This window comes from Brucella sp. MAB-22 (assembly GCF_025908475.1).
In the GTDB taxonomy this organism is placed as follows: Bacteria; Pseudomonadota; Alphaproteobacteria; order Rhizobiales; family Rhizobiaceae; genus Brucella; species Brucella anthropi.
This window is the reverse complement of record NZ_CP109781.1, coordinates 92,647-116,357: the sequence shown is the minus strand read 5'-3', so window position 1 is coordinate 116,357 and position 23,711 is coordinate 92,647. Positions and strand designations below refer to the sequence as shown.

Here is a 23,711-nt window from a genome sequence, read left to right as displayed (position 1 = left end):
CAGAGGAGGGAACAACGGTAATGGGTAGACGTGCATACGAAAAGCTCGCGAGAATCTGTGCATCCCTAAACACATCCGAGCAGGAGCTGGCCCACTCTCTCGGTATTTCGCGAGTTGCGCTGAAAGCGATAGATCGCACTGATGCGCCGCTTTATCTTCGATTGGCATTGGCCGCTTTGGTATCGGAAATGGATCCGGATCAGGTGCTGAACTCCAAACGAGGGAGCTCAGAAATGGAAGCACCTCGTCAGCTCTTGTCGGTGAGGTGATCATCAAAAGTTATGGGTTTCAAAGGTGTTGTGGTGGCAAAATCTTTCGCCTTACTTCTTTTGATTGGACTGTTCTGTTTCCCGCAATTGGCTGCCGCGTCCTGCACGCGTGCAGCCGGTGCTGCGGATATGATGACGCAGCGCCAGCTTTCGGCATTGCGCGCGCTGGAACGCAGCCGTGGTTGCAAGGGTGGCGACGAGCGCGGCGGTTTTTTCAATCCTTGCCGCGATCTTTCTCAAAGAATAGCTGAAATACAGCGGCAGCTTTCATCCAGTTCGCTTTCTTCCCGATCATGCGTAGAACAACCGACTGCCAGTCCGGCAGCAAAAGTGAAACCTGACCGTCCCAAAGTTGCGTCTGTCGCAACGAACGACAAGCCATGGGTGCCGAATGGTATCAAAGGCGCTCTGACTTATTGTGTGCGTTTGTCGGATGGTTATCTTTTCCCAGCTCCGCATTCACAGTTTCAGAAGTCCGACAGCGTGACGGAGACAGTGGCACAATGCCGTTTTATTTGTCAGGGGGAGAATGTCGATCTCTACGTTCTGAATGATCCGAACGGCGAAACGGCCGATATGGTGTCGGTCTCGAACGGTAAGCCCTATGTCGAGTTGTCTACAGCATATAACTATCAGGGAAGCGGTGATTTCAGAAGATGCAACTGGGCCGGTTATGTCGACAAGATCAGTGAGCTGCGGGCCAGTAGCAAGGGTGGTCGCGCGCTCAAAAATGTCGTTGTTCCCATGCCAGATGCTCGACCGACTCGTAATGATGACGTAGCTGCTTCAGCGGCGTCTTTTGCTCCCATAACAGACCGTAGTGTACGTGTTGTCGGCCCTGCCTTCATTTTTGATGACGGTGCGGGAAACATGAAGCTTACTGCACATTGACGGTGATGCACCAAATCCTCAAGTTCAATTTGAATGAGACGTGTCGCGATTGGGACTGAACCGCTCGCTTTCCGTCTGTAACCTCCCTGAAACGGGCGTTGTCAATTTGCGTCCGGAAACCATCGATCATTGCATTGTTTGAAATCTGTCAGTGTTGTTCGACCTGGAGGAGGTAGACATGAGCAAGAACCGTGGCGTCGTTTATTTGCGGCCCGGGACAGTCGAAGTGCGCGATATTGAAGATCCAGCGTTAGCGGCACCGGACGGGAGGAAGCTGGACCACGCCGTTATATTGAAGGTAATCTCGACAAATATTTGTGGTTCCGACCAGCATATGGTTCGCGGACGCACGACTGCGATGCCCGGTCTCGTGCTGGGGCATGAAATTACCGGTGAAATTATTGAAAAAGGCAGCGATGTCGAGATGCTCGATGTGGGCGACATCGTTTCAGTCCCGTTCAATGTCGCTTGTGGTCGCTGCCGTTGCTGTAAATCCCAGGACACAGGTGTTTGCCTGACGGTCAACCCGTCGCGTGCCGGTGGCGCCTATGGATATGTTGATATGGGAGGCTGGATTGGCGGGCAGGCCCGCTATGTCATGGTGCCCTATGCCGATTTCAATCTGCTCAAGTTCCCCGATCGCGAGCAAGCGATGGAAAAAATCCGCGACCTGACGATGCTTTCTGACATCTTGCCGACCGGCTTTCACGGTGCGGTGAAAGCCGGCGTCGGGGTTGGTTCGGTTGTATATGTCGCGGGTGCGGGACCGGTGGGGCTTGCTGCTGCGGCATCCGCTCGCATTCTGGGCGCTGCGGTCGTTATGGTCGGTGACTTCAACAAGGAACGGCTCGATCACGCACGGAAAGTGGGGTTCGAACCAATCGATCTTTCGGCAAGCGATCGTCTCGGCGACATGATTGCAGAAGTCACAGGCAGCAACGAAGTGGATAGTGCTATTGATGCTGTTGGGTTCGAGGCGCGCGGTCATAGCGGTGGCGAGCAACCGGCGATCGTGTTGAACCAGATGATGGAGATAACTCGTCCCGCCGGGGCAATCGGTATTCCGGGGCTTTATGTCACCGAAGACCCAGGTGCTGTCGACAATGCTGCGAAACAAGGCAGCTTGTCGTTACGGTTTGGCCTCGGTTGGGCCAAGGCGCAGTCATTCCATACCGGACAGACACCGGTTCTGAAGTACAATCGCCAGCTGATGCAGGCGATCCTGCATGGGCGCCTGAATATCGCCGAGATCGTAAACGCTCAGGTCATTTCACTTGAGGACGCGGCAAAGGGCTATGAAAGTTTCGATCAGGGCGCTGCGAAGAAATTCGTTCTCGATCCGCATGGCCTTTTGAGCAAGGTGGCTTGATTCAAGTCGATTTCGAAATGCGAAAAAAGGGCGCTCTCACGAGTGCCCTTTTTGTTTGTGATTGTTGCAATCTGTAACGTTACAGATTCATAGATCTTGAGTGTTTCATGCTGAATATCTTACGAGATAAAACACAAGATGATTCTTTCGCGCCAAAAAAGTTCTTTAAGGAAAACAACAGAAGATCAATATGTTAGACTCTGCCTGAGCGCCAGATTCCACTCGTTGGAAATTAAGGACTTGCAAACGAGATTGTTTTGAATACCATATCTGTAACGTTTCAGATTTGGGAGGATATGGAATGTTACCAGAAAGAGCAAAAGTTCTCGCCACATCCGTGTGTCTCGCTATGACAACGTTAACAATGGCAGATTCGGCTTCTGCGGCTAATCTTGAAGTTACGCATTGGTGGACATCTGGCGGTGAAGCGGCAGCTGTCAAAGTTCTCGCTGAAAAATATGATGCGCTCGGCGGCGACAAGTGGGTCGATGGGGCGATTGCCGGTAGCGGCGCTACAGCCCGCCCGATCATTATCAGCCGTATTCTCGGCGGCAATCCAATGGGAGCGACCCAGCTCAATCATGGACGGCAGGCTGAAGAACTGGTTCAGGGCGGATTAATGACGGATTTGACCGAGCTCGCCGAAAAGGAAGGCTGGGCCAACTTCATTCGTCCGAAGAGCCTCTTGGAATCCTGCACTTATGAAGGGCGCCTCTACTGTGTGCCGCTGAATATCCATTCGTGGGAATGGATGTGGATCAATCCGCAAGCCTTTCGCGAGGCCGGAACCGAACCTCCAAAAAACTGGAATGACCTTATAGCTGCAGCTCCCAAGCTGAAGGAAAAGAACATTGTGCCGTTGGCGACCGGTGACGGTTGGCAGGTGAATGGCATGCTGACTGTCCTGACAACTGCGATTGGCGGTAAGGACCTCTATCTAAAGGTCAATAAGGACAAGAACGCCGATGCGGCACGCGGTCCTGAAATGAAGAAGGTTTTTGAAGCGCTGGCTCAGGCGCGCTCACTGGCTGATCCGGGTTATGTGGGCCGTTCATGGAACGAGGCGACCAACATGGTGCTGACCGGCCGCGCCGGTACGCAGATCATGGGAGACTGGGCGCAAGGCGAGTTTGGGACAGCGGGCAAGGTTGCAGGCAAGGATTATGACTGCTTGCCAGGACTCGGCGTTCATCAGTATCTGGATACTGGCGGTGATGCGATCTACTTCCCGAAGAACAAGGACCCGGAAGTCACCAAGGCACAGCTCAAGCTGGCAAGCATGCTTGTTTCCAAGGAAACGCAGGTTGCATTCAATCTGGCCAAGGGTTCGCTGCCGATCCGCGGCGATGTGGATCTCGATTCAGCCTCGAGCTGCATGCGTGCGGGTATCGATATTCTGAAGAACCCGGACAACATCGTTCCCTCTGTGGAGCAGTTGCGTGCGCCGGATACCCAAGGGCAAATCGAAAGTCTGGCTGCCGAGTTTTTCTCCAATCCAGACATGACGGTCGATGATATTCAGGAACGTTTTGCGGAGATTATCGAACAGGCACAATAGTCACGTTCAAGTCCTGCGCTGTCGATGAGGACGACGGTACAGGACACTCCGAGAACCGGAACAGGGAGGAGTATCATGGCCGTCATGGAAGAGGGCAATCGTGGAAAGCCGTCGGGAATATTTCGCAATCTGAATGCAAAGGTTGCAGCACTTCCAATGATCGCGACGGTTCTCGTGGTCTTCATTGGCTGCACGCTCTGGACGGTTGTTTATTCCTTCACGTCCTCAAAATCGCTGCCTATGTTGAATTTTGTCGGCTTCGATCAATATACGCGCCTGTTTTCTGCAACCCGCTGGCATGTGTCAGTCCGCAATCTGGCGATCTATGGCGTCCTCTGCATGGGCTTTTCCCTTGTGGCCGGGTTTGTCCTTGCTGCCCTGATGGACCAGAAAATCCGCTTCGAGAACACATTTCGCACGATTTTCCTCTATCCCTATGCCCTGTCGTTCATTGTGACGGGCCTTGTCTGGCAGTGGATTTTCAATCCGCAACTCGGACTGGAGAAAGTCATTCGCGATATCGGCTTCGACAATTTCCAGATGGCTATCCTGTCGAGCCGCACCTACGTCATCTATGCAATTGTCATTGCCGGGCTCTGGCAGATGACGGGGTTGGTCATGGTTCTGATGCTGGCCGGGCTGCGCAATGTCGATGATGAAATCTGGAAGGCTGCGCGAGTTGACGGCATTCCGAAGTGGAAAGCCTATCTCTTCATCATCCTGCCGATGATGCGCCCCGTTCTGGTGACGACCGTCGTTCTTATCGCGACAGGCATCGTCAAACTTTATGATCTGGTGGTTGCCATGACCAATGGCGGTCCCGGCATAGCGTCGGAAGTACCGGCAAAATACGTCTACGACTTCATGTTCGGCTGGGCCAATTTGGGGCAGGGACTTGCTGCTTCTACCGTCATGCTGGCCACGGTTCTGATCATTCTCGTTCCTTGGACAATGCTGGAATATAGTCGGAGGAAAGCGCGATGACTGAAGCTGTCCTCAACAGGAAGAGGCCAGCCGAAACTGAGGCTGTAGCAGCCCAGGCTCGTCCGGCACAAAAGCGGGCTTCGCAGCCGTGGGGTCGTAAGCCAAAACGGCGCTTTGCACCCGCCACCATCATGCTCTACAGCATTTTGTTTGTTGCCGCTGTCTATTACCTGCTGCCGCTTTACGTGATGGTAGTCACTTCTCTGAAGGGTATGCCGGAGATCCGGCTCGGCAATATCTTTTCACCACCAGTCGAGATCACATTTGAGCCATGGGTCAAGGCATGGAGTCAGGCTTGTACAGGCCTTTATTGTGAAGGCATCAGCGCGGGTTTTTGGAATTCGATCAAGATCACCGTGCCGAGCGTGATCGTCTCCATTGCCATCGCTTCAGTCAATGGTTACGCGCTGGCAAACTGGAAATTCAAAGGATCGGAAATCTTCTTTTCGGTTCTGTTGTTCGGTGCATTCATTCCATATCAGGTCATGCTGTATCCGCTCGTCATAATTACGCGCGAGCTTGGCATATTCGGTACACTGACAGGCGTTGTCTTCATCCATACCATCTTTGGAATGCCGATCTTGACGTTGTTGTTCCGCAACTATTTCGCCGGCCTGCCGCCGGAACTCTTCAAGGCAGCGCGTGTCGACGGAGCCGGGTTTTGGCGCATTTTCTTTCAGATCATGCTGCCGATGTCGCTGCCGATCTTCGTGGTTGCAATCATTCTGCAGGTAACCGGTATCTGGAACGACTTTCTGTTCGGTGTGGTGTTTGCAGGAACGCAGAATTTTCCGATGACCGTCCAGCTGAACAATATCGTCAACTCCATGCAGGGCGTGAAGGAATACAACGTCAATATGGCCGCCACCATTCTTACCGGGGCCGTGCCATTGCTCGTCTATTTTGTTTCTGGTCGGTATTTTGTACGCGGCATTGCCGCTGGCGCAGTGAAAGGATGAATTCATGAACTCCAGCGTTTCCATCCAGGATCTGTCGCTCGGCTTCGGCTCGGTCAATGTGCTGCAAAATCTCAATCTGGAAATCGGGGAGGGCGAATTCCTCGTTCTTCTGGGGCCGTCCGGTTGCGGCAAGTCCACTCTGCTCAATTGTGTAGCGGGCCTTCTCGATATCTCCGAAGGCAGCATTTTCATCAAAGGACGTAACGTTACCTGGGAGGAGCCGAAGGATCGCGGCATCGGCATGGTGTTTCAGTCCTATGCGCTTTATCCGCAAATGACTGTTGAGAAGAACCTTTCCTTCGGTTTGCGGGTTGCCGGCTTGCCGAAAGGGGAGATTGATAAACGCATCAAACGCGCGGCCGAAATTCTGCAGATCGAACCCTTGCTGCAGCGTAAACCTTCGGCACTGTCCGGCGGACAACGTCAGCGTGTTGCGATCGGTCGTGCGCTGGTGCGCGATGTCGACGTGTTTTTGTTCGATGAACCGCTTTCCAATCTGGATGCAAAATTACGTTCTGAGCTACGCGTTGAGATCAAGCGCCTTCACCAGAAACTCGGCAATACCATGATCTACGTCACGCACGACCAGATCGAAGCCCTGACATTGGCGGACCGCATCGCAGTCATGAAAGGTGGGGTGGTCCAACAACTGGCTGATCCGTCGACGATTTACAATCGCCCAAAGAACAGGTTCGTAGCGGGTTTTCTCGGCTCGCCGTCGATGAATTTTTTTACGGGAGAAATTACGGCTACAAATGGCAAGCCAGTCTTCCATGTTGGCGAGACCACCGTTCAGCTTGATGGATATGACGGTGGGCTGACGCCCGGACGTAAGGCCACTCTCGGGGTTCGTCCTGAGCATACTAGACTTGATGTCGAAGATGGTTTTGAGGCGACCGTCGATCTGGATGAGCCGATGGGTGCCGACAGTTTGGTCTGGCTTCGCCTGAACGGACATTCGCTATCCGCACGGGTGGAAGCGGGGAAGCGCTATCGGGCAGGTGAGAAGGTCAGGATCGGTTTCAAGCCGGATGCCCTGTCGCTTTTCGATGCGCAAACGGAGGAGAGGCTTTAGATGAATAGCGAAGAACGTTCCCCTTAAGAGCCTCTCCTGCGAGAGGCGAAGCTATTGGCTTTCAATGGACGGCACGAGGGCTTGCCTCGGACCGTGCGGGGATTTTTTGCTCGCAAGAAAGCCCGACACAATTCTGGATAGAGTTCTGAGGACGAGGACATGAACGGATATTCCTATCAACTTTACAGCTCCCGCAACTTCCAACCGTTGGAACGCACGCTCACCATGCTGCGGGATCTCGGCTATCGTCGGGTGGAAGGCTATGGGGGGATTTATGGTGATCCTGTTCGATTAAAGAAGGACCTCGACGCATTGGGACTTTCCATGCCTACCGGACACTTTGGTCTGGATATGCTGGAGAACGAAGTCAACCGTGTTCTGGAGATTGCCAAGGTCGCCGATATGAAGGCTATTTTCTGCCCTTATCTCGATGCAGACCGCCGCCCGGATAGTGTTGCCGGTTGGCAGGAGTTCGGAAAACGCCTTGCTGTCGCTGGAGAGCATTATCGCAAGGCGGGCTATGCATTTGGCTGGCACAACCATGATTTCGAATTCCGCCCGTTGGCCGACGGTTCCGTACCACAGGAACATATCCTCGATGCTTCGCCCGATCTTGCATGGGAGGCGGATATTGCGTGGATTATCAAAGGCGGTGCCGACCCGCTTGAATGGATCAGGCGCTATGGCGACCGAATCCTTGCGGTCCATGTCAAGGATATCGCCATAGCCGGTGAAAAAACCGACGAAGACGGCTGGGAAGACGTCGGACATGGCACTGTGGACTGGGCTGAATTGTTTACGGCTTTGCGCAAGACGCCCGTCCGCTATTTCATCATGGAACACGATAATCCGTCGGACGACACCCGATTTGCGCGCCGTTCCATCGAAACCGTAAAGAATTTCTGAGTTGGAGAACGAAATGACCAAGGCACTTGGTGTCGGCATTATCGGTTGTGGCAATATATCCGCTGCCTATCTGCGGCTGTCTCCCATGTTTCGAGGTATCGAAATAATAGCATGCGCCGATATAAATCCTGCTGCAGCAAAAGCGCGCGCAGACGAGTTTGGTATAAAAGCACAGACTATCGATGAGCTGCTTCAGAACGACGGCATTGATATCGTCGTCAACCTGACAGTTCCCGATGCTCATTATGCTGTCACGAAGCAAATTCTGGCCGCAGGCAAACATGCATACTCAGAAAAACCTTTGGTTCTCTCGATGGAGCAGGGGCTGGAACTGAAGGCGCTTGCCGATGGTCGCAACCTGAAAGTGGGGTGCGCGCCGGATACGTTTCTGGGTGGAGCCCATCAGCTGGCGCGGCGCGAAATCGATAATGGTAATGTCGGTCGCATCACCTCCGGTACATGCCATGTCATGAGCCATGGCATGGAACATTGGCATCCGAATCCCGACTTTTTCTTCCGAAAGGGCGGTGGGCCGATCCTTGATCTTGGACCGTATTACATCGCCAATCTCGTTAATCTGATTGGCCCCGTGAAGCGCGTCGCCGCTTTGACTTCTGCAGCTACACCGACGCGGACGATTAGCTCTGAACCACGCAAGGGCGAAGCCATTCCTGTGGAGACGCCAACGACCATTCACGCATTATTGGAATTCGAACAGGGCGCAACAGTAACACTATCAGCCAGTTGGGATGTCTGGGCGCATCGCCATGCGAACATGGAGTTGTATGGCACCGAAGGATCACTTTACCTGCCCGATCCCAATTTTTTTGGCGGAGAAGTTCAACTGGCGAAGCCGGGCGAACCAGCGGAAATAGTGGAAAATTGGGAGCATCCATTTGGCGTTGCCAATGAACAGCATTCTCAAGGTATGATGGCTAACTATAGAACGGCTGGTCTGGCAGATATGGCGGCTGCTATTCTGAACGGCCGCGATCTACGTTGTTCGCTGGAACGTGCACTGCATGGGGTCGACGTCATGCTGGCTATTTTGAGATCAGGCGAGGAAAAGCGTTTCATTGACATCGAAACGCGCTGTACGCGCCCGGAAGCACTGAACATTAAAGCGGCTGAGGCTTTGTTGCTGCCAGTTGAAAATGGAAAGAAACGGGCGGCGAACTGACTTTGCATCGCTCCTCCCGAGCGATAGGAGGCCATTCCGGGCTCACGGGTCCGGAGTGGCCTCCGCCCATTCTTATCCGATGGTCTGCAAGGACCTCACATCGATGCCGTTAATCCGGCCCAGAATGGCTTTGCCAAGCTGCTGCCCGGCCAGCTTGAAACTTTCCTCGACGACAATCAGCCCCGGGCGAAACCAATGCAAAATCTGCGTCGATTGTTTGGCTGCGACATCGACTTCATTACCGATACTCAATCCCGCATCTTCTACACCGGCAACAATTGCCAGGGCGGCTGCACTGCCAGAGCAGATGATACCGTCCGGTCGATCCGGTCTTTTCATCAATTGAGCAATATGCTGTCGCAAATCCTCAAGCGGTGTATCGAGATCAACGTCTTCGAGCGGCGATCCACTACAGTGAAAGGCACGCAGACCTTCATAAAATCCACCTACCATATGCCGGTAATAGGTGAGATGTGCGGGCGGAGTCAGTAAAGCGAGCCGCTTTCGTCCGCGCGCTGCCAGTTTGCCAACCATATCCAGCGCGAAAGTGAAATTATCAAAGTCGTGAAAAGGATGCTCAATGCCCGTATCAGTGCGACCATGGGTGGCGAACGGAAAATCATGTTCCGTCAGATAATGGACGCGTTGATCGTCCGGTTCTGTACGCGAAAAAATAATACCGTCGGCTGAGCCCGTTTCCACGATATAGCGGATCGGTTCGATTGGCGCCCGCGAATGAAAATAGGGTGTCAGAATGAGATGGTATTGCGTTTCGGCAAGAACATCCGCGACGCCATGAATGACCTGGCTGGTAAAGCCCATGATCTCGTCCTGTGTGTTCAGGACAAGGGCAATGACATTCGTCTTGCCGGTTCGAAGGCGCACACCGGCACGATTGGGACGATAACCGATCTGTCGGGCGATCAGTTGTACGCGTTTTCGTGTTTCCGGACCGATTTCCGGTGCATCCTTTAAAGCACGCGAAACCGTGGTCACGCCAAGGCCGGTCATGAATGCAATTGTCTTCAGCGTCGGACGTTCATTTTCAAAGAACGATTTGGCTGGATTTTGCGGCTTGGAAGCCTGCGGGCTCCGTTTTTCATTCATGCGTATTTCGTCCGGCAGCGAGGAACGATGTGTACGGGAAAAGCTAGAATTCGCTTTATCTATCAATAGCTTGTTTTGACGGACTTGTCATCTTTTATGATGTTGAATCGATATTTTCAGATACCATTTCGAACGGTTTTTATTGCGTTCCGCACGTACTCGCTGAGGCATGCTTTCCATCGTCTCGGTGCTTGTCATTGCCAGCGATAAGAACTTCTCCTTGAACGCTGTTTTGACTAGATTGTCATGAAGAAATTTCAGTATAATAGGACAATTCTGGATATGTCATGATGGAGTTGGTAGACGCATGTGGGAACCCATGTTGGAAATGCGCAAGGGCGTCACCAAGCACAGGCTTTTGACAGATAAAATTGTCGACGATATCGAGAAGGGCGTTCTTTTGCCGGCCACGCGCATGCCGACCCATCGGGATTTGGCGCACAAGCTCGGGCTTTCGGTACAGACGGTCAGTATCAGCTACAAGGAGGCAGAACGGCGCGGTTATTTGCGTGGTGAGGTTGGCCGGGGAACCTATGTCTGCAACCGGGTGACGGAGCGGGCTGATCGTTTCATGCTTGATCGGGATCCCAGCGGAACGGCGGATCTATCCATCATTCGCGCAGTCTATACAGAAGCCCACGAGAATGCATCGCGTCGTCTGCTGGAGGAAATGAGCCAGTCGGACAATGCGAGCTTCATGCGTCCATGTCGACCTATTGCGGGGCTGGATCGACATCGCGCGGTCGCGCGAGACTGGCTGCGTGGCCTGTCGGTTGATGTTGATCCGGGCCGGATCATTATTACGAATGGCGCTGCTCATGGCTTGTTTCTGGCAGTCGCAGCGGTTGTGCAGCCGGGTGAGGTTGTACTGACGGAAAGCCTTACCGATCATGGCATCATAGGTCTTGCCAATGTGCTTGGCTTCACGCTGCGTGCGCTGCCGACGGATAGAGAAGGTATATTGCCCGATGCTTTTGAAACTGCGTGCAAGGCGGGAGATGTAAGGGCGCTGGTGCTCATTCCGACGCTTGGCAATCCGACTAGTCATTTGATGGGAGTTGAAAGGCGCATTGCTGTCGCGGATATTGCCCGGCGATACGGCGTTTGTGTCATCGAGGATGAAGTCTATAAGCCGATCCTTGAAGAGCCTCTGCCGTCAATGCCGGAACTGCTGCCAGAACTGGGCTTCTTTGTGACAAGCTTCACCAAGACGGTTATGACCGGCTTGCGGACAGGCTATCTTGTGGTGCCTGCGCATTATTCCATCCGCGTAACGTCGATTTTGCGCGTCACGAGCTGGAGCGGCGTCAATCTCGTTGCAGAGATGGCCAGCCGCTGGATCGAGGACGGAACGGCGACCGAGCTTCTGGATATTCAGCGTAGCGAGTTGCGTTCAAGGCAGACATTGGTAGCCGATATTCTTGAGCCGCACATTGCTGGCAGCAATCCGCTGTCGCTTTGTGCCTGGTTGAAGATCCCGCGCAACTGGTCGGAGGATGGTCTGGTCCGTGCTCTGGCAAGCAAGGGCGTCGCTGTCACACCTTCTGATCCGTTCGTGGCAGGTGGTGAGCGGGGGGATGGCGGCATCCGCATCTGCCTCGGCGGAAGGCTTTCGCGATCTGCCTTGCAGACGGCTCTTGAAACTATTCGCGAAACCTTCGCGCAACTGCCGCCAGTCTATGACGTCAGTTCTATAGCCTGAGCGCTATAGAACTGATTGCAGAAATTCTTTCGTCCGCTCTTCGGTCGGAGACTGGAATATCTGTTCGGGCGTGCCCTGTTCGCAGATGCGTCCCTTGTCGAAAAAACAGACACGATCGGAAACTTCGCGTGCAAAGCGCATTTCATGAGTGACGAGGAGCATTGTCAGGTCATGTTCTTGCGCGAGACTGCGAATGACTGCCAGAACTTCGCCGACAAGCTGCGGATCCAGCGCCGATGTGGGTTCGTCAAAGAGTAGAACACGTGGACGCATAGCCAATGAACGCGCAATCGCAACGCGTTGCTGCTGGCCACCTGAAAGCTGTGAAGGGTAGTGATCTTTTTTGTCAGTCAGGCCGACAAGAGCAAGAAGATCGAGTGCACGCGCCTCGGCTTCGTCCCGCTTCATACCGAGAACGTGTACTGGCGCTTCGATGATATTGCGCAGCACAGACATGTGCGGAAACAGATTGAAGCTCTGGAACACCATGCCGACATGCGATCTGATTTTACGCAAGTGGGCTTCGCTCGCTTGAAACGGTCCTTTGCCGTTTGGTTGGTGATAGGACATATCTGCGAGTTCGAGCGTACCCTCCTGAAACGGCTCCAGTGTCATGAGAATACGGAGCACCGTCGATTTTCCCGATCCTGATGGGCCGATCAGTGTTACTTTCTCGCCTGTCTTGACCGAGAAATTGAATTGATCCAGCACAGTCAGTGCGCCGAAACGCTTGGCTACGTCCTGAAAGCGGATAATTTCCTGGGTCATTTGAGGGCGATCCCGTTCTTTGGAAGTGTGCGTTCGAGCAGGCGTATGAGCGCCGAGCAGATAAGTGTCAGGATGAGGAAGATCAGGCCGACCATGGACAGCGGCACCAAATATTCGAAGGTGCGGTCGCCGATCAGATTGGCGAGGTTCAGCATGTCGACGATACTGACGACAGACAGAACCGGGGTCTCCTTCAGCATGGAGACGAGGTAGTTGCCCATGGCCGGGATGATCCGGGGTATGGCTTGCGGAATGACAATGTCGCGATAGGTGCGCCAAGGCGTAAGGTTCAGGGCGCGCGCTGCTTCCCATTGTCCGCGCGGAATGGCCTCTATACCTCCGCGGTAAACCTCCGACGTATAGGCCGAATATTGAAGGCCAAGCGCCAGAGCGCCGGTCAGGAATGCGGGCAGAACAATGCCATAGACAGGCAGCACGTAATACAGGAAAAACAACTGTACCAGCAGCGGTGTATCGCGCAGAAACTCTACAACGACCACGGTCGGCCAGGATATGATTTTGTATGGGCTGCGGCGCAGAAGCGCAAAGACGAGGCCGAGCACTAGCGCAATAGCAAAGCCGGTGGCTGCGGCCTTGAGTGTTACTGTGAGGCCAATTCCCAGAATTGGTAGAATGGAAATCGCAAAGGATAGCGTGGACGAGGTGTCCCATGCATAGCCGTAGATCATGCGAAACCTCCTGCCATTGTCTGGCGTTTCAGTCGTCGCTCAAGCCAGCGAATAGCGGAGGCGAGCACCAGGGCCATTGCAAAATAACCAAGTAGTGTCAGCGAATAGATCGTCACATTGTCGAGCGTCAGATTGCGCAAACGCTGGGCCTGGAAAGTGAGATCGCTGATGGCGATAAGCGAGGCGAGTGCTGTATCTTTCAGATTATGAATAGCCAGATTGCCGAAAGCCGGCATCATCTCGACAACCGCCTGTGGCAGGACGATGTGAAACAATGTGTGGCCTCTGCTGAAGTTGAGGGCTCTTGCGGCTTCATGTTGCGCTTCAGGAACGGCCTGCAAGGCACCACGCACGACCTCAGCACCATAAGCACCAATGTTAAGGCCAAGCCCCATAATGCCGGTCGTGATCGGATCGAATGAAATGCCAATCAATGGCAGGGCGTAATAGAGCCAGAACAATTGCACGAGCAGGGAAGTACCCCGGAATATCTCGATATAGATCACCGCAATCGTGGAAAGGATCGGCCCACCCGCAAACCGGGCAATACCGGCTGCGAACGCCAGCAGAGTGCCGATAGCCATCGAACTGAGGGCAAGAACGACGGTGATTTGTGCGCCTTTGAAAAGGGCGGGAAGATACTCCGTCCAGTGCATATGGTCTTCTCCCGATAGAGATGAGACAAGGCCCGCCGAACCAATCATCATGGCACGGCGGGCGATAAAAGCGTTACTTTGCGTTGCAGAGGCTGGCCGTATCAACAGTCCGCGCCGCTTCGACGCTCTCTTCGCTAAGCCCATAGGTCATCAGGATTTTCTTGTAGTCATCGGTCTTCTTGAACTCGATAAGCTCCTTGTTGAAGGCGTCGTAGAACTCCTTGTCCTCTGGACGGAAGCTGAAAGCGCCAAAACTGCGCGCGGATTTGCCATCCACAACCGGATCGGTAAACGGATGTGCCTGTTCCAGTTGTGGCGAATTTTCAACGAGCTTGGCCACTGTCAGCTCTGTTGCGGCATAGGCATCCGCACGACCGGTCTGAACCGTGGATGGAGCGTCAGCATTGCCCTGAATCATGACGATCTGTGATTCATCGATACCCATTCCATGCAGGAAATCGATCTGATCGGCACCCGAAACAATTGCGACTTTCAGAGACGGATCTTTCTTGATGTCATCATAGGAATGAATGTTTTTTGGATTGCCTTTTGGAACCAGGAGACCTTCACCGTAGCTGGAATTGGCGACCGTGAACTGAACCTGTTTGCAGCGGTCGGGCAAAACATTCTGCTCGGCGGCGACAAACTCAAAGCGCTTGGCCTTCAATCCGGGAATAAGCGAGCCGAAAGGCGTAACAGTCCAATCGACTTCTTCAATTCCGAGTTTTTTGAAGATTGCTGCGGCAACGTCCGGGCCGATGCCTTTGGCTGCGCCACTCGCGTCCATATAACCATAGGGCACTTCGTTGGCAGTCGCTCCTCGCACAAAGCCCGCGCTTTTCAGATCGTCGATGGTGACGGCCTGTGACGGGATTGTAAGAGCTGCAAATGCTGCCGCGGAAAGCAGAGCGGAAATCGTATGAAATTTCATGCGCATGGTGTTCACTCCTCTTTATGGATGCCGGTTGTTTTTGGTCCGGCTTTTCAATTGGTCGGTACTGATTGATTTAAGACGAGGACGGTTCCTCGCTGATCGTGGCGATGACCGAAAGGCAATCACCCATCTTGATGAGACCCGGAAAGTGCCGTGCCGCGAGAATTCCGTCGAGTGCGGCGCGGTACTCTTGCGGAGCTACGCCGGTGCGTGCCACATTATGAACGCGGGCAATGAGGTCGCCCTTGCGTATTTCCGCGCCAAGATCGACCAAAGGTTCAAGCAAACCTTCGGTATCGGCAAAGCCGAAGCATTCCTGCGATGGCATATCGAGCCATGTCGTGGGTGAAAACTCCACTTCGCCATGCAAAATGTCTGCGTGACGCAGAAGGTTGCGAATGCCGCGCTTGGCGATTGTTGCCGACCGTGCTGAAATCGTGCCACCGCCGGAAAGCTCGGTCGTCACAAACACCTTCCCGGCTTCCTCAGCGGTCGTGTCGTACATGCCTACAGCATCGATCTCGATCATCCGCATGGAGAAAGGAGCCGAAAAAGCTTTGACGGCAGCAAAGCATTGGGCTTCCTGAGTTGCATCGGGCAGGGCGTGTGCTGCTGCATAGGGCAGGAAATCAAGTGTGCGGCCCCCGGAATGAAAATCCATGACGATATCGGCTGTGGGCAGCAGATAGCGGGTGAAATAATCGGCGATCTTTTCAGTTACCGTGCCATCCGGGCGGCCAGGAAAACTTCGATTGAGATTGCCTTTATCTATCGGCGATGTGCGTGTTCCCGCCGTGAAAGCTGGAAAATTCATTGCAGGAACAATGATAACGCGTCCGTTGATCTCAGCCGGTTTCAGATTGGCGGCGAGATCGTAGAGTGCAACCGGCCCCTCATATTCATCGCCGTGATTGCCACCCGTAAGAAGGGCTGTGGGTCCATCGCCATTGCGAATGACGCAGATTGGCAGCATCAGCGAGCCCCAGGCGGAATCGTCTCTGGACCAAGGCAGCCGCAAATGTCCGTGTTGCACGCCGTCGCGGTCAAAATCGACAGTTGGCGTGATTGGGGAGGGACGGGAAGGGGGCGAGCTAAGCATCATCGTAGCGTCCTAATTCTTGACCACGAGCTTGCGTGGCACATTCGACAGGCATTCGACGCCGGTTTCGGTGATCACGATGCTCTCGGTGATCTCCAGCCCCATGGTTTCCAGCCAGAGACCTGTCATGAAGTGAAAGGTCATGCCGGGCTGCAATTCGGTGTGATCGCCGGGGCGCAGGCTCATGGTGCGTTCGCCCCAATCCGGCGGATAGGACAGGCCGATGGAATAGCCGGTGCGGTTGTCCTTGATGATCCCGTATTTCTTCAAAACAGCGAAGAAGCCGTTGGCAATATCTTCGCAGGTATTGCCGGGACGAGCAGCAGCAAGTCCCGCTTCCATACCTTCGAGTGTTGCTTTTTCTGCATCAAGAAAAGCCTGCGTCGGCTTGCCGAGAAATACAGTCCGCGACAGTGGGCAATGATAACGCTTATAGCAACCTGCAATCTCGAAGAAGGTGCCTTCTCCGGTCTTCATCGGCAAATCGTTCCAGGTGAGATGCGGGGCGGAGGCGTCAGGTCCAGAAGGCAGCAACGGCACAATGGCAGGATAATCGCCGCCGAAATCGTCAACGCCGCGTGTGCCTGCATCATAGATTTCTGCAACCAGATCGCATTTACGCATACCCGGCTCGATTTTATCGACGATGCGCTGGTGCATGGCTTCCACGATGCGACCAGCTTTGCGCATATAGTCGATCTCGGTTGCACTCTTCACCGCACGTTGCCAGTTGACGAGTCCTTGCGCATCTTTGAACTGTGCATTGGGCAGATGCTTCTGCAAAGCATGGTGGGCCGCAGCAGTGTACCAGTAATTGTCGAACTCGACGGCTATCGTCTTGTTACCCCAACCCTTTTCCTCAAGGATTGAGGCCAGAAGATCCATCGGGTGGCGTTCCAGCGATTGCACGTAGTGGTCAGGATAGCCGATGATGTTGTCATGGCTTATCCACGCGGTGCGTTTCGCACCGTTGCCATCCTGACCGCGACCGTACCAGATCGGTTCGCCTTCCATCGAAAGCACAACGCATTGATGGACATAGAAGGACCAGCCATCATAACCGGTAAGCCAGTGTATGTTGGACGGGTCTGTGACGATGATGACATCGAAGCCTGCCTTCTCCATGGCGCGACGGGTTTTGGCTATCCGCTCATCATATTCCGCGCGGGTGAAGTTGAGTTCCACACTCATCGACTGGCTCCTGCAGTTATGGTTGAATCAATTTTCGTGCCTGCGTCGCGCAGGCTGGCGCGCTCCGTCGCAAGGCGAGCAATTGCGGTGTCCTGAACACCGGTGCCCGTGAGGTCGCAGAAGGTTATGTCCTCTGCCTGACGCTGGAATTTCGCCTTATTGAGAACGATCTGGCCCAGTTCTGAAAAGACAGTACCCGCTGCTACAATCCCAGCCGAAATTGCATGGTGCAATTCGCCAAGCCTGCGTGTCTGGGAGAGGCTGTCAGCGACATAGGTGATTGATCGCAGGAAAAGGGCGGGGTCGATCTCGTTCTTATGTTCGGCATCCGAACCCATCGCAGTAACGTGTTGGCCGGGTGCAAGCCATTCAGCCTTTATGAGCGGTGTTTCCGATGGCGTCGTCGTGACGATAATGTCAGTGCCATCGCAAGCTTCCTTTGCATCTGCGATTGCCGTCACCGGTATTCCGAGCTTTTGGGTAAAGTTCTGCGCGGCTTTTTTCGCGCTATCGACGTTGCGTGCCCAAATCCGCGCCTCGGAGATGGAGCGCACGAGTTTCAGCGCTTCAAGCTGCATTCCTGCCTGCATGCCCGCACCGATGATGGTGGCGACGCGGGCATTTTCCCGCGCCAGATATTTTGCTGCGACAGCACCGGCAGCCGCTGTACGCACATCGGTCAGATAGCCATTATCCAGCAATAGTGCTTCGATAAGTCCGGTCTTTGCCGAAAACTGGATCATCAGTCCGTTGGTAGAAGGCAGGCCGATGGAAGGATTATTGAAGAAGCCCGGACTTACTTTGATGGCAAAGCTGTCTAATCCAGGAATATAGGCCGTCTTCACATCGACTTCGCCACGCTCTGCAGGGATATCCAACCGAAGAATGGGCGGCATGCTGACACCGCCACTGGCGAGTGCCCGGAAAGCATCCTCCACGCACGCCACGCTTTCAAGGTCGAGGGCTATGATCTGTCGCAGATCAGCTTCGGTCAGAATTCTCATTTCAGCCATCAGCCTGCCCTCCGATAGCGGTCTTCCATGATTGCGCGGTGCAGTTCGGGATCGATATTGCCACCTGAGACTATGATGACGGCCGGTCCTGTCGGCCTGATCTTGCCACTCAACAAGGCGGCAATGCCGACGGCCGCAGCACCCTCAATGATTTCGCCTTCCTGTGTCGCGGCATGTCTGATCCCCGCTGCGATCTCCTCTTCATCGAGCAGGATCACATCATCAAGCAGGGCGTGACACATGGCAAAAGTCCAACGATTGTCGAGGCCTATGCCACCACCGAGGGAATCTGCCAGTGTATCCAGTTCTTCAACATTGACTGGTTTACCCGCTTCAAGGCTCGCTTGCATCGCCGCGCCGCGGCGCATGGAAATTCCAATTACCCGCGCTAGTGGGCGTTTTGCTTTCACTGCTGCAGCCACTCCGGCGGCAAGGCCGCCACCAGAAAGCGGAACAAGTACTGTATCCAGTTCGGGGAGGTCTTCGACAATTTCCAATCCCATGGTTCCCTGTCCGGCAATGATGCGCGGATCGTCGAATGGTGGGATGGCATTCATGCTTTCATCACGCACAAGTCGCATGACTTCTTCCATCGCATCGTCCTGGGATTTGCCGATGATGCGCACATCAGCACCAAGCTCACGGATGGCCTCGACCTTATTGCGCGGTACAAGCGATGAAAGGCAGATCGTGGCGGTCAACCCTTGCGTGGACGCCGCATGAGCCAATGCGCGCCCATGATTTCCGGTAGAGGCTGTGACAAGTCCCTGCTTGCGTTCATTTTCGGACAGGCTGAGAACGGCATTTGTTGCGCCGCGAAGCTTGAAACTACCCGTTGGTTGTCTGTTTTCAAGCTTGAGAAAAACCGGCACGCCTGATTGCGCGCTGAGACTTTTGGAGCAGATCAGCGGTGTTCTTTGGACCTGACCAATCAGCCTGTCTTGGGCTTGCTCTATTTCGTTGAGACTGATCATTTGCGACACACTTCCCGACATCCGCACCGCCGTTCAAAGCGGCGTGACAATGGGGAATACTGCACCAAGCAAAGCACTTCTTCGCTGCAGGCGAGCAAATTGAGGGCGCAATAAAGCACCATATGCGAAACCATTAGGCCGCATTCTCGTTCCCCATTTATTTGATTTTTGTTCTTGGCTATATGTGTGAAAGACCAATTACATCATGTCAATAATTATATTGGATCATTACAATATTGCTCTGAAGTGATTTATTACTGGCGCAGGCTTGCCTGCGCTATGCGACCATGCCAATGAGAATGGCCTTGAAACGCAAATACTCACTTACATTGGACCGTTATAATGAAATCCGCCCTCAAGCTTGATGCTGTTGATCTTCGCATTCTGGAAGCGGTGCAGCAGAACGCGCGGATCACCAAGCTCGCGCTCGCAGAGCAGGTGGGTTTGTCACCGACACCGTGCTGGCTGCGACTGCGCAAGCTGGAGGAGGCGGGCGTTGTAACGGGTTATCACGCGCGCATTGCCTATCGCAAAATCGCCCCCATTGCGCATGTCATGGTTCAGATCACGCTCGGTAATCACCGCCAGAGCGATTTTGACCGGTTCGAAAGAGCCGTCACAGCAGTACCCGAAATCGTGTCCTGCTGGTCGGTTGGCGGTGGGGTGGACTATTTTCTGATGATCGTGGCGCGCGACATTGATGGCTATCAGCGTCTGATTGACCGTCTTCTGGACCAGAATATCGGCATAGAACGCTACTTCACCTATATCGTGACCAAGCTGGTCAAGGACGAGAAAGCGAGCGCACCTTTGTCGCTGTTCAGGGAAGTCGCAGACTAGCCCAAACAGACTGTCTGGCTTTAAAATTTAGTCCAATTCGCATGTTCGTCGGGCTGCCTTTGGTCTGAATCCAGAGCTATCCTGTGACAAACTTCTTCCAGAATTGGGAGAAGCACAATGAATGCCGTTCTGGATCATCCGATACAACATGATGGCCTTAACAGGCTTCGGGACAAACATCTTTTTCGCGAACTTAGCTATATCGATGGACGCTGGGTAGCGGGACAAAAGGCCGAAACCTTCCCTGTTCTCGATCCTGCAACGGGTCAACGGCTTGCCCGTGTGGCTAGTCTTGGCGAAGCTGAGACGACGCTTGCGATCGATGCGGCAGTAAAGGCGTTTTCGGCCTGGCGTGATAAGCTGCCCCACGAACGATCCGCGGTCTTGCGGCGTTGGTTCGAGCTGGTCACGGCAAATCGCGAAGATCTGGCATTGCTGATGACGCTGGAGCAGGGCAAGCCGCTGGCGGAATCGCGCGGCGAAATCGACTATGGCGCATCTTTCATCGAATGGTTTGCAGAAGAGGCCAAGCGTCTTAACGGCGAAACCATAGCGAGCCATCTCCCAAATGCCGAGATGCTCGTGCGCCGCGAGGCGTTGGGTGTCGTAGCACTTGTAACGCCTTGGAATTTTCCGCATGCCATGATCACCCGCAAGGCGGCTGCAGCGATTGCCGCCGGTTGCCCGGTCGTCGTGCATCCGTCTTCTGAAACACCGCTTTCTGCACTCGCCCTCGCCGAACTGGCCGAACGTGCGGGAATGCCTGCGGGCATATTCAATGTGGTGACGGGCAAAGCCGTGCCTATCGTAGATGTATTGTGCCGCGACGAGCGTGTACGGGCGCTGAGCTTCACCGGTTCTACGGACATCGGCAGGCTGATTGCCACCAAATGTGCGAACACGATGAAGCGGCTTGTCATGGAGCTTGGTGGGCATGCGCCTCTGATTGTCTTCAACGATGCAGATGTTGACCGTGCAGTTGATGTTGCTATGGCCGCCAAATTTGCGACCTCTGGTCAGGATTGCCTTGCTGCAAACCGCATCTTTGTTCAGCGCGGCATTCTGAAAGCGTTCACAAATGCTTTTGCAGCGCGCATTGCGGCGCTGAAGGTTGGCAACGGTATTGATCCGACGGTGGAAATTGGGCCTCTGATGCACAGCCGGGCGGTGGACAAGGTCGAAGAGCACGCGCGGGACGCTGAAAAGCGAGGCAGTAAGGTACTCGTCGGCGGCAACCGGCTGGGAGAGAACTCGCTTTTCTTTGAGCCGACCTTGCTGGTCGATGTGCCTGACGAGGCGGCGATTATGCACGAAGAGACATTCGGGCCGGTAGCTGCCGTCACGGTTTTTGACGATGAGGACGAAGTCATCGCCCGCGCCAATGCCACACAATATGGTCTGGTTGCCTATGTCGTAACGGCGAATGGCGCCCGACAGCTCCGCATGGGGCGCGCACTCGAATATGGAATGGTAGCCATCAACCGCGCAAAAATTACCGGCGCGCCGATCCCCTTTGGCGGCTGGAAACAATCAGGGCTTGGCCGCGAAGGCTCCCATCAAGGCATCGAAGCCTTCACCGAACTCAAATATCTCTGCATCGATACCGCCGCGTGAAAGCGTGACGACAGGAAAGGAACATAACCATGTTGAATAATAGCAATGAACTGACCGCTTGGGACCGGGATCATTTCTTTCATCCATCCACGCATATGGGTATGCATGCCCGTGGTGAAACGCCAACGCGTGTGCTGGAAGGCGGCGAGGGCGTGTATATTGCCGACGTGAATGGTCGGAAGAGTCTTGATGCCTTTGCAGGTCTTTATTGCGTCAATGTTGGTTATGGCCGCACAGAAATTGCGGATGCGATTGCAGAACAGGCGCGCAAACTTGCCTATTATCATGCCTATGTCGGTCATGGCACTGAAGTGTCGATCACGCTTGCCAAGATGATCATCGACCGCGCGCCAGACCACATGAGCCGCGTTTATTTTGGGCTTTCGGGGTCCGATGCAAACGAAACCAACATCAAGCTGATCTGGTACTACAACAATATTCTTGGCCGCCCGGAAAAGAAGAAGATCATTTCTCGCTGGCGCGGATATCATGGTTCAGGCGTGATGACGGGAAGTATGACGGGTCTTGCAACCTTCCATAATGCATTCGATCTGCCGCGCGCGCCTATCCTGCATACGGAATCCCCTTATTATTTCCGTCGCGCAGACCGCTCGATGAGTGAAGAACAGTTCTCGCAACATTGTGCTGACAAGCTCGAAGAAATGATCCTTGCAGAAGGTCCGGATACGATTGCTGCCTTCATTGGTGAACCTGTTTTGGGCACCGGTGGTATCGTTCCGCCACCTGCTGGCTATTGGCAGAAGATTCAGGCCGTTCTTGATCGCTACGATATTCTGCTCGTTGCCGATGAGGTCGTTACCGGCTTCGGCCGTCTCGGCAGCATGTTTGGTTCCGACCATTACGGCATGAAGCCGGATCTGATTACCATCGCCAAGGGCCTGACCTCAGCCTATGCACCGCTTTCGGGTTCTATTGTATCGGATCGCATGTGGCAGGTGCTGGTTCAGGGCTCCGATCAGATGGGTCCAATTGGCCATGGCTGGACCTATTCTGCCCATCCGATCTGCGCTGCAGCAGGTGTAGCCAATCTCAAGCTCATCGACGAGTTGAAACTGGTTGAAAATGCAGGCTCCACAGGTGCCTATTTCCGCAAGGCACTGCAGGATGCTGTTGGCGATCACAAGCACGTTGGGGAAGTGCGCGGCGAAGGTCTGATGGCTGCAATCGAATTCGTGGAAGATCGCGATGACCGCAAATTCTTCGATCCTTCGCTGAAGATTGGCGCACAGGTTTCAACGGCACTTCTTGCCAACGGCGTTATCGCTCGCGCTATGCCTGAAGGCGATATTCTTGGTTTCGCGCCGCCTCTGTGCCTGACGCGTGAAGAAGCAGACAAGGTTGTTGCCGCGACGAAAAAGGCAGTTGCGACCGTCTTTGCTTGAGCCAGTAAAAGCCGTGGCTGTCGGATATTCAATGTCTGACAGCCACGGCTTTTCTCTTTGTCCGCCAGAACAGGAATGTGGCCTTGTCGAAGCCGTTCCATTCGCCATATGTGTTGGTGAGGCATTGAGGAACCATTCCTATGACGACGATTGGCTTGAAGCGTATTTATGAAGCTCCTTCACCGAACGATGGCTACCGTGTACTCGTGGATCGTGTTTGGCCGCGCGGTATGACGAAGGAGAAGGCGGATATAGATCTTTGGGCCAAAGATATTGCCCCGACCGCCAATCTTCGCAAATGGTTCTGCCATGATCCGGCGAAATGGAATGATTTTCAGATAAAATATCGCGAAGAGTTGGAAGGTAACAAGCCAGCACTGAAGGATTTGATCGCGACCGCCAAGGCAAGAGGTGGGCGACTAACGCTCTTATATGGCGCGAAAGACGAAGAGCATAATCAAGCTGTCGTCTTGCATGAATTCATGCAAACTCTGTAGACGACCTCAAAGAGTGCCACAACCGTGGCACTC

The 23,711-nt window shown here is 54.0% G+C and carries 22 protein-coding genes; 13 read left to right on the top strand and 9 right to left on the bottom strand.

Going from position 1 to position 23,711, the window contains the following annotated elements:
* The first annotated feature begins 401 nt into the window (after window positions 1-401).
* The 8 genes from OHI65_RS00525 (at window position 402) to OHI65_RS00490 (ending at window position 9,191) form a co-directional block, all read left to right on the top strand.
* A complete protein-coding gene (locus OHI65_RS00525) occupies window positions 402-1,160 on the top strand; it encodes a DUF2865 domain-containing protein (RefSeq protein WP_235915783.1) in 759 nt (252 codons plus the stop codon).
* Window positions 1,161-1,338: 178 nt separating this feature from the next.
* Entirely contained in the window at window positions 1,339-2,529 is a 1,191-nt protein-coding gene (gene fdhA / locus OHI65_RS00520) for a formaldehyde dehydrogenase, glutathione-independent (protein ID WP_012092875.1), read from the top strand.
* 301 nt (window positions 2,530-2,830) lie between these two features.
* A complete protein-coding gene (locus tag OHI65_RS00515; protein ID WP_012092876.1) occupies window positions 2,831-4,087 on the top strand; it encodes an ABC transporter substrate-binding protein in 1,257 nt (418 codons plus the stop codon).
* A gap of 75 nt (window positions 4,088-4,162) precedes the next feature.
* On the top strand, window positions 4,163-5,071 hold the full coding sequence (locus OHI65_RS00510; RefSeq protein WP_125300663.1) for a carbohydrate ABC transporter permease: 909 nt from the start codon (window positions 4,163-4,165) through the stop codon (window positions 5,069-5,071).
* Complete coding sequence (locus tag OHI65_RS00505) at window positions 5,068-6,030, top strand: carbohydrate ABC transporter permease (protein ID WP_125300662.1); 963 nt, start codon at window positions 5,068-5,070, stop codon at window positions 6,028-6,030. The genes OHI65_RS00510 and OHI65_RS00505 overlap by 4 nt, the downstream gene beginning before the upstream one ends.
* 4 nt (window positions 6,031-6,034) lie before the next feature.
* Entirely contained in the window at window positions 6,035-7,105 is a 1,071-nt protein-coding gene (locus OHI65_RS00500) for an ABC transporter ATP-binding protein (protein ID WP_125300661.1), read from the top strand.
* 159 nt (window positions 7,106-7,264) lie between these two features.
* Window positions 7,265-8,011 carry a sugar phosphate isomerase/epimerase family protein gene (locus OHI65_RS00495; protein ID WP_012092880.1) on the top strand — a complete coding sequence of 249 codons (747 nt, stop codon included), beginning with the start codon at window positions 7,265-7,267 and terminating at the stop codon, window positions 8,009-8,011.
* A gap of 13 nt (window positions 8,012-8,024) precedes the next feature.
* Window positions 8,025-9,191 (top strand): Gfo/Idh/MocA family protein, encoded by a 1,167-nt coding sequence (locus tag OHI65_RS00490; RefSeq protein WP_012092881.1) that lies wholly within the window; start codon window positions 8,025-8,027, stop codon window positions 9,189-9,191.
* A gap of 72 nt (window positions 9,192-9,263) precedes the next feature.
* On the opposite strand, the gene OHI65_RS00485 is transcribed toward OHI65_RS00490, so the two are convergent.
* Complete coding sequence (locus OHI65_RS00485; RefSeq protein WP_012092882.1) at window positions 9,264-10,298, bottom strand: LacI family transcriptional regulator; 1,035 nt, start codon at window positions 10,296-10,298, stop codon at window positions 9,264-9,266.
* 307 nt (window positions 10,299-10,605) lie between these two features.
* Between OHI65_RS00485 and OHI65_RS00480 the strand changes: the two genes are divergently transcribed.
* A complete protein-coding gene (locus OHI65_RS00480; RefSeq protein ID WP_040128351.1) occupies window positions 10,606-12,000 on the top strand; it encodes a PLP-dependent aminotransferase family protein in 1,395 nt (464 codons plus the stop codon).
* A gap of 3 nt (window positions 12,001-12,003) precedes the next feature.
* On the opposite strand, the gene ehuA is transcribed toward OHI65_RS00480, so the two are convergent.
* From ehuA to eutB, 8 genes are all read right to left on the bottom strand, one after another.
* Entirely contained in the window at window positions 12,004-12,768 is a 765-nt protein-coding gene (ehuA, locus tag OHI65_RS00475; protein ID WP_012092884.1) for an ectoine/hydroxyectoine ABC transporter ATP-binding protein EhuA, read from the bottom strand.
* A complete protein-coding gene (ehuD, locus tag OHI65_RS00470; protein WP_125300660.1) occupies window positions 12,765-13,457 on the bottom strand; it encodes an ectoine/hydroxyectoine ABC transporter permease subunit EhuD in 693 nt (230 codons plus the stop codon). The genes ehuA and ehuD overlap by 4 nt, the downstream gene beginning before the upstream one ends.
* The gene (ehuC, locus tag OHI65_RS00465; protein ID WP_010658663.1) at window positions 13,454-14,113 is read right to left on the bottom strand and encodes an ectoine/hydroxyectoine ABC transporter permease subunit EhuC; all 660 of its coding nucleotides are present in this window, start codon (window positions 14,111-14,113) and stop codon (window positions 13,454-13,456) included. The genes ehuD and ehuC overlap by 4 nt, the downstream gene beginning before the upstream one ends.
* Window positions 14,114-14,186: 73 nt before the next feature.
* Complete coding sequence (gene ehuB / locus OHI65_RS00460) at window positions 14,187-15,050, bottom strand: ectoine/hydroxyectoine ABC transporter substrate-binding protein EhuB (RefSeq protein WP_012092886.1); 864 nt, start codon at window positions 15,048-15,050, stop codon at window positions 14,187-14,189.
* A gap of 70 nt (window positions 15,051-15,120) precedes the next feature.
* On the bottom strand, window positions 15,121-16,149 hold the full coding sequence (gene doeB, locus OHI65_RS00455; RefSeq protein ID WP_012092887.1) for a N(2)-acetyl-L-2,4-diaminobutanoate deacetylase DoeB: 1,029 nt from the start codon (window positions 16,147-16,149) through the stop codon (window positions 15,121-15,123).
* Between the two features lie 9 nt (window positions 16,150-16,158).
* Complete coding sequence (gene doeA / locus OHI65_RS00450; protein WP_264358706.1) at window positions 16,159-17,337, bottom strand: ectoine hydrolase DoeA; 1,179 nt, start codon at window positions 17,335-17,337, stop codon at window positions 16,159-16,161.
* Window positions 17,334-18,350, bottom strand: a complete 1,017-nt coding sequence (locus tag OHI65_RS00445) for a cyclodeaminase (RefSeq protein ID WP_125300658.1) — start codon at window positions 18,348-18,350, stop codon at window positions 17,334-17,336. Before OHI65_RS00445 ends, doeA begins: the two co-directional genes overlap by 4 nt.
* Complete coding sequence (eutB, locus tag OHI65_RS00440) at window positions 18,350-19,324, bottom strand: hydroxyectoine utilization dehydratase EutB (RefSeq protein WP_264358705.1); 975 nt, start codon at window positions 19,322-19,324, stop codon at window positions 18,350-18,352. Before eutB ends, OHI65_RS00445 begins: the two co-directional genes overlap by 1 nt.
* Window positions 19,325-19,666: 342 nt before the next feature.
* Between eutB and OHI65_RS00435 the strand changes: the two genes are divergently transcribed.
* From OHI65_RS00435 to OHI65_RS00420, 4 genes are all read left to right on the top strand, one after another.
* Entirely contained in the window at window positions 19,667-20,164 is a 498-nt protein-coding gene (locus OHI65_RS00435; protein ID WP_125300656.1) for an Lrp/AsnC family transcriptional regulator, read from the top strand.
* A gap of 117 nt (window positions 20,165-20,281) precedes the next feature.
* Window positions 20,282-21,778, top strand: a complete 1,497-nt coding sequence (locus tag OHI65_RS00430) for an NAD-dependent succinate-semialdehyde dehydrogenase (RefSeq protein ID WP_125300655.1) — start codon at window positions 20,282-20,284, stop codon at window positions 21,776-21,778.
* A 29-nt stretch (window positions 21,779-21,807) separates the two neighbouring features.
* A complete protein-coding gene (locus tag OHI65_RS00425) occupies window positions 21,808-23,181 on the top strand; it encodes an aspartate aminotransferase family protein (protein WP_125300654.1) in 1,374 nt (457 codons plus the stop codon).
* 140 nt (window positions 23,182-23,321) lie between these two features.
* The gene (locus OHI65_RS00420; protein WP_010658672.1) at window positions 23,322-23,678 is read left to right on the top strand and encodes a DUF488 domain-containing protein; all 357 of its coding nucleotides are present in this window, start codon (window positions 23,322-23,324) and stop codon (window positions 23,676-23,678) included.
* Window positions 23,679-23,711 lie beyond the last annotated feature (33 nt).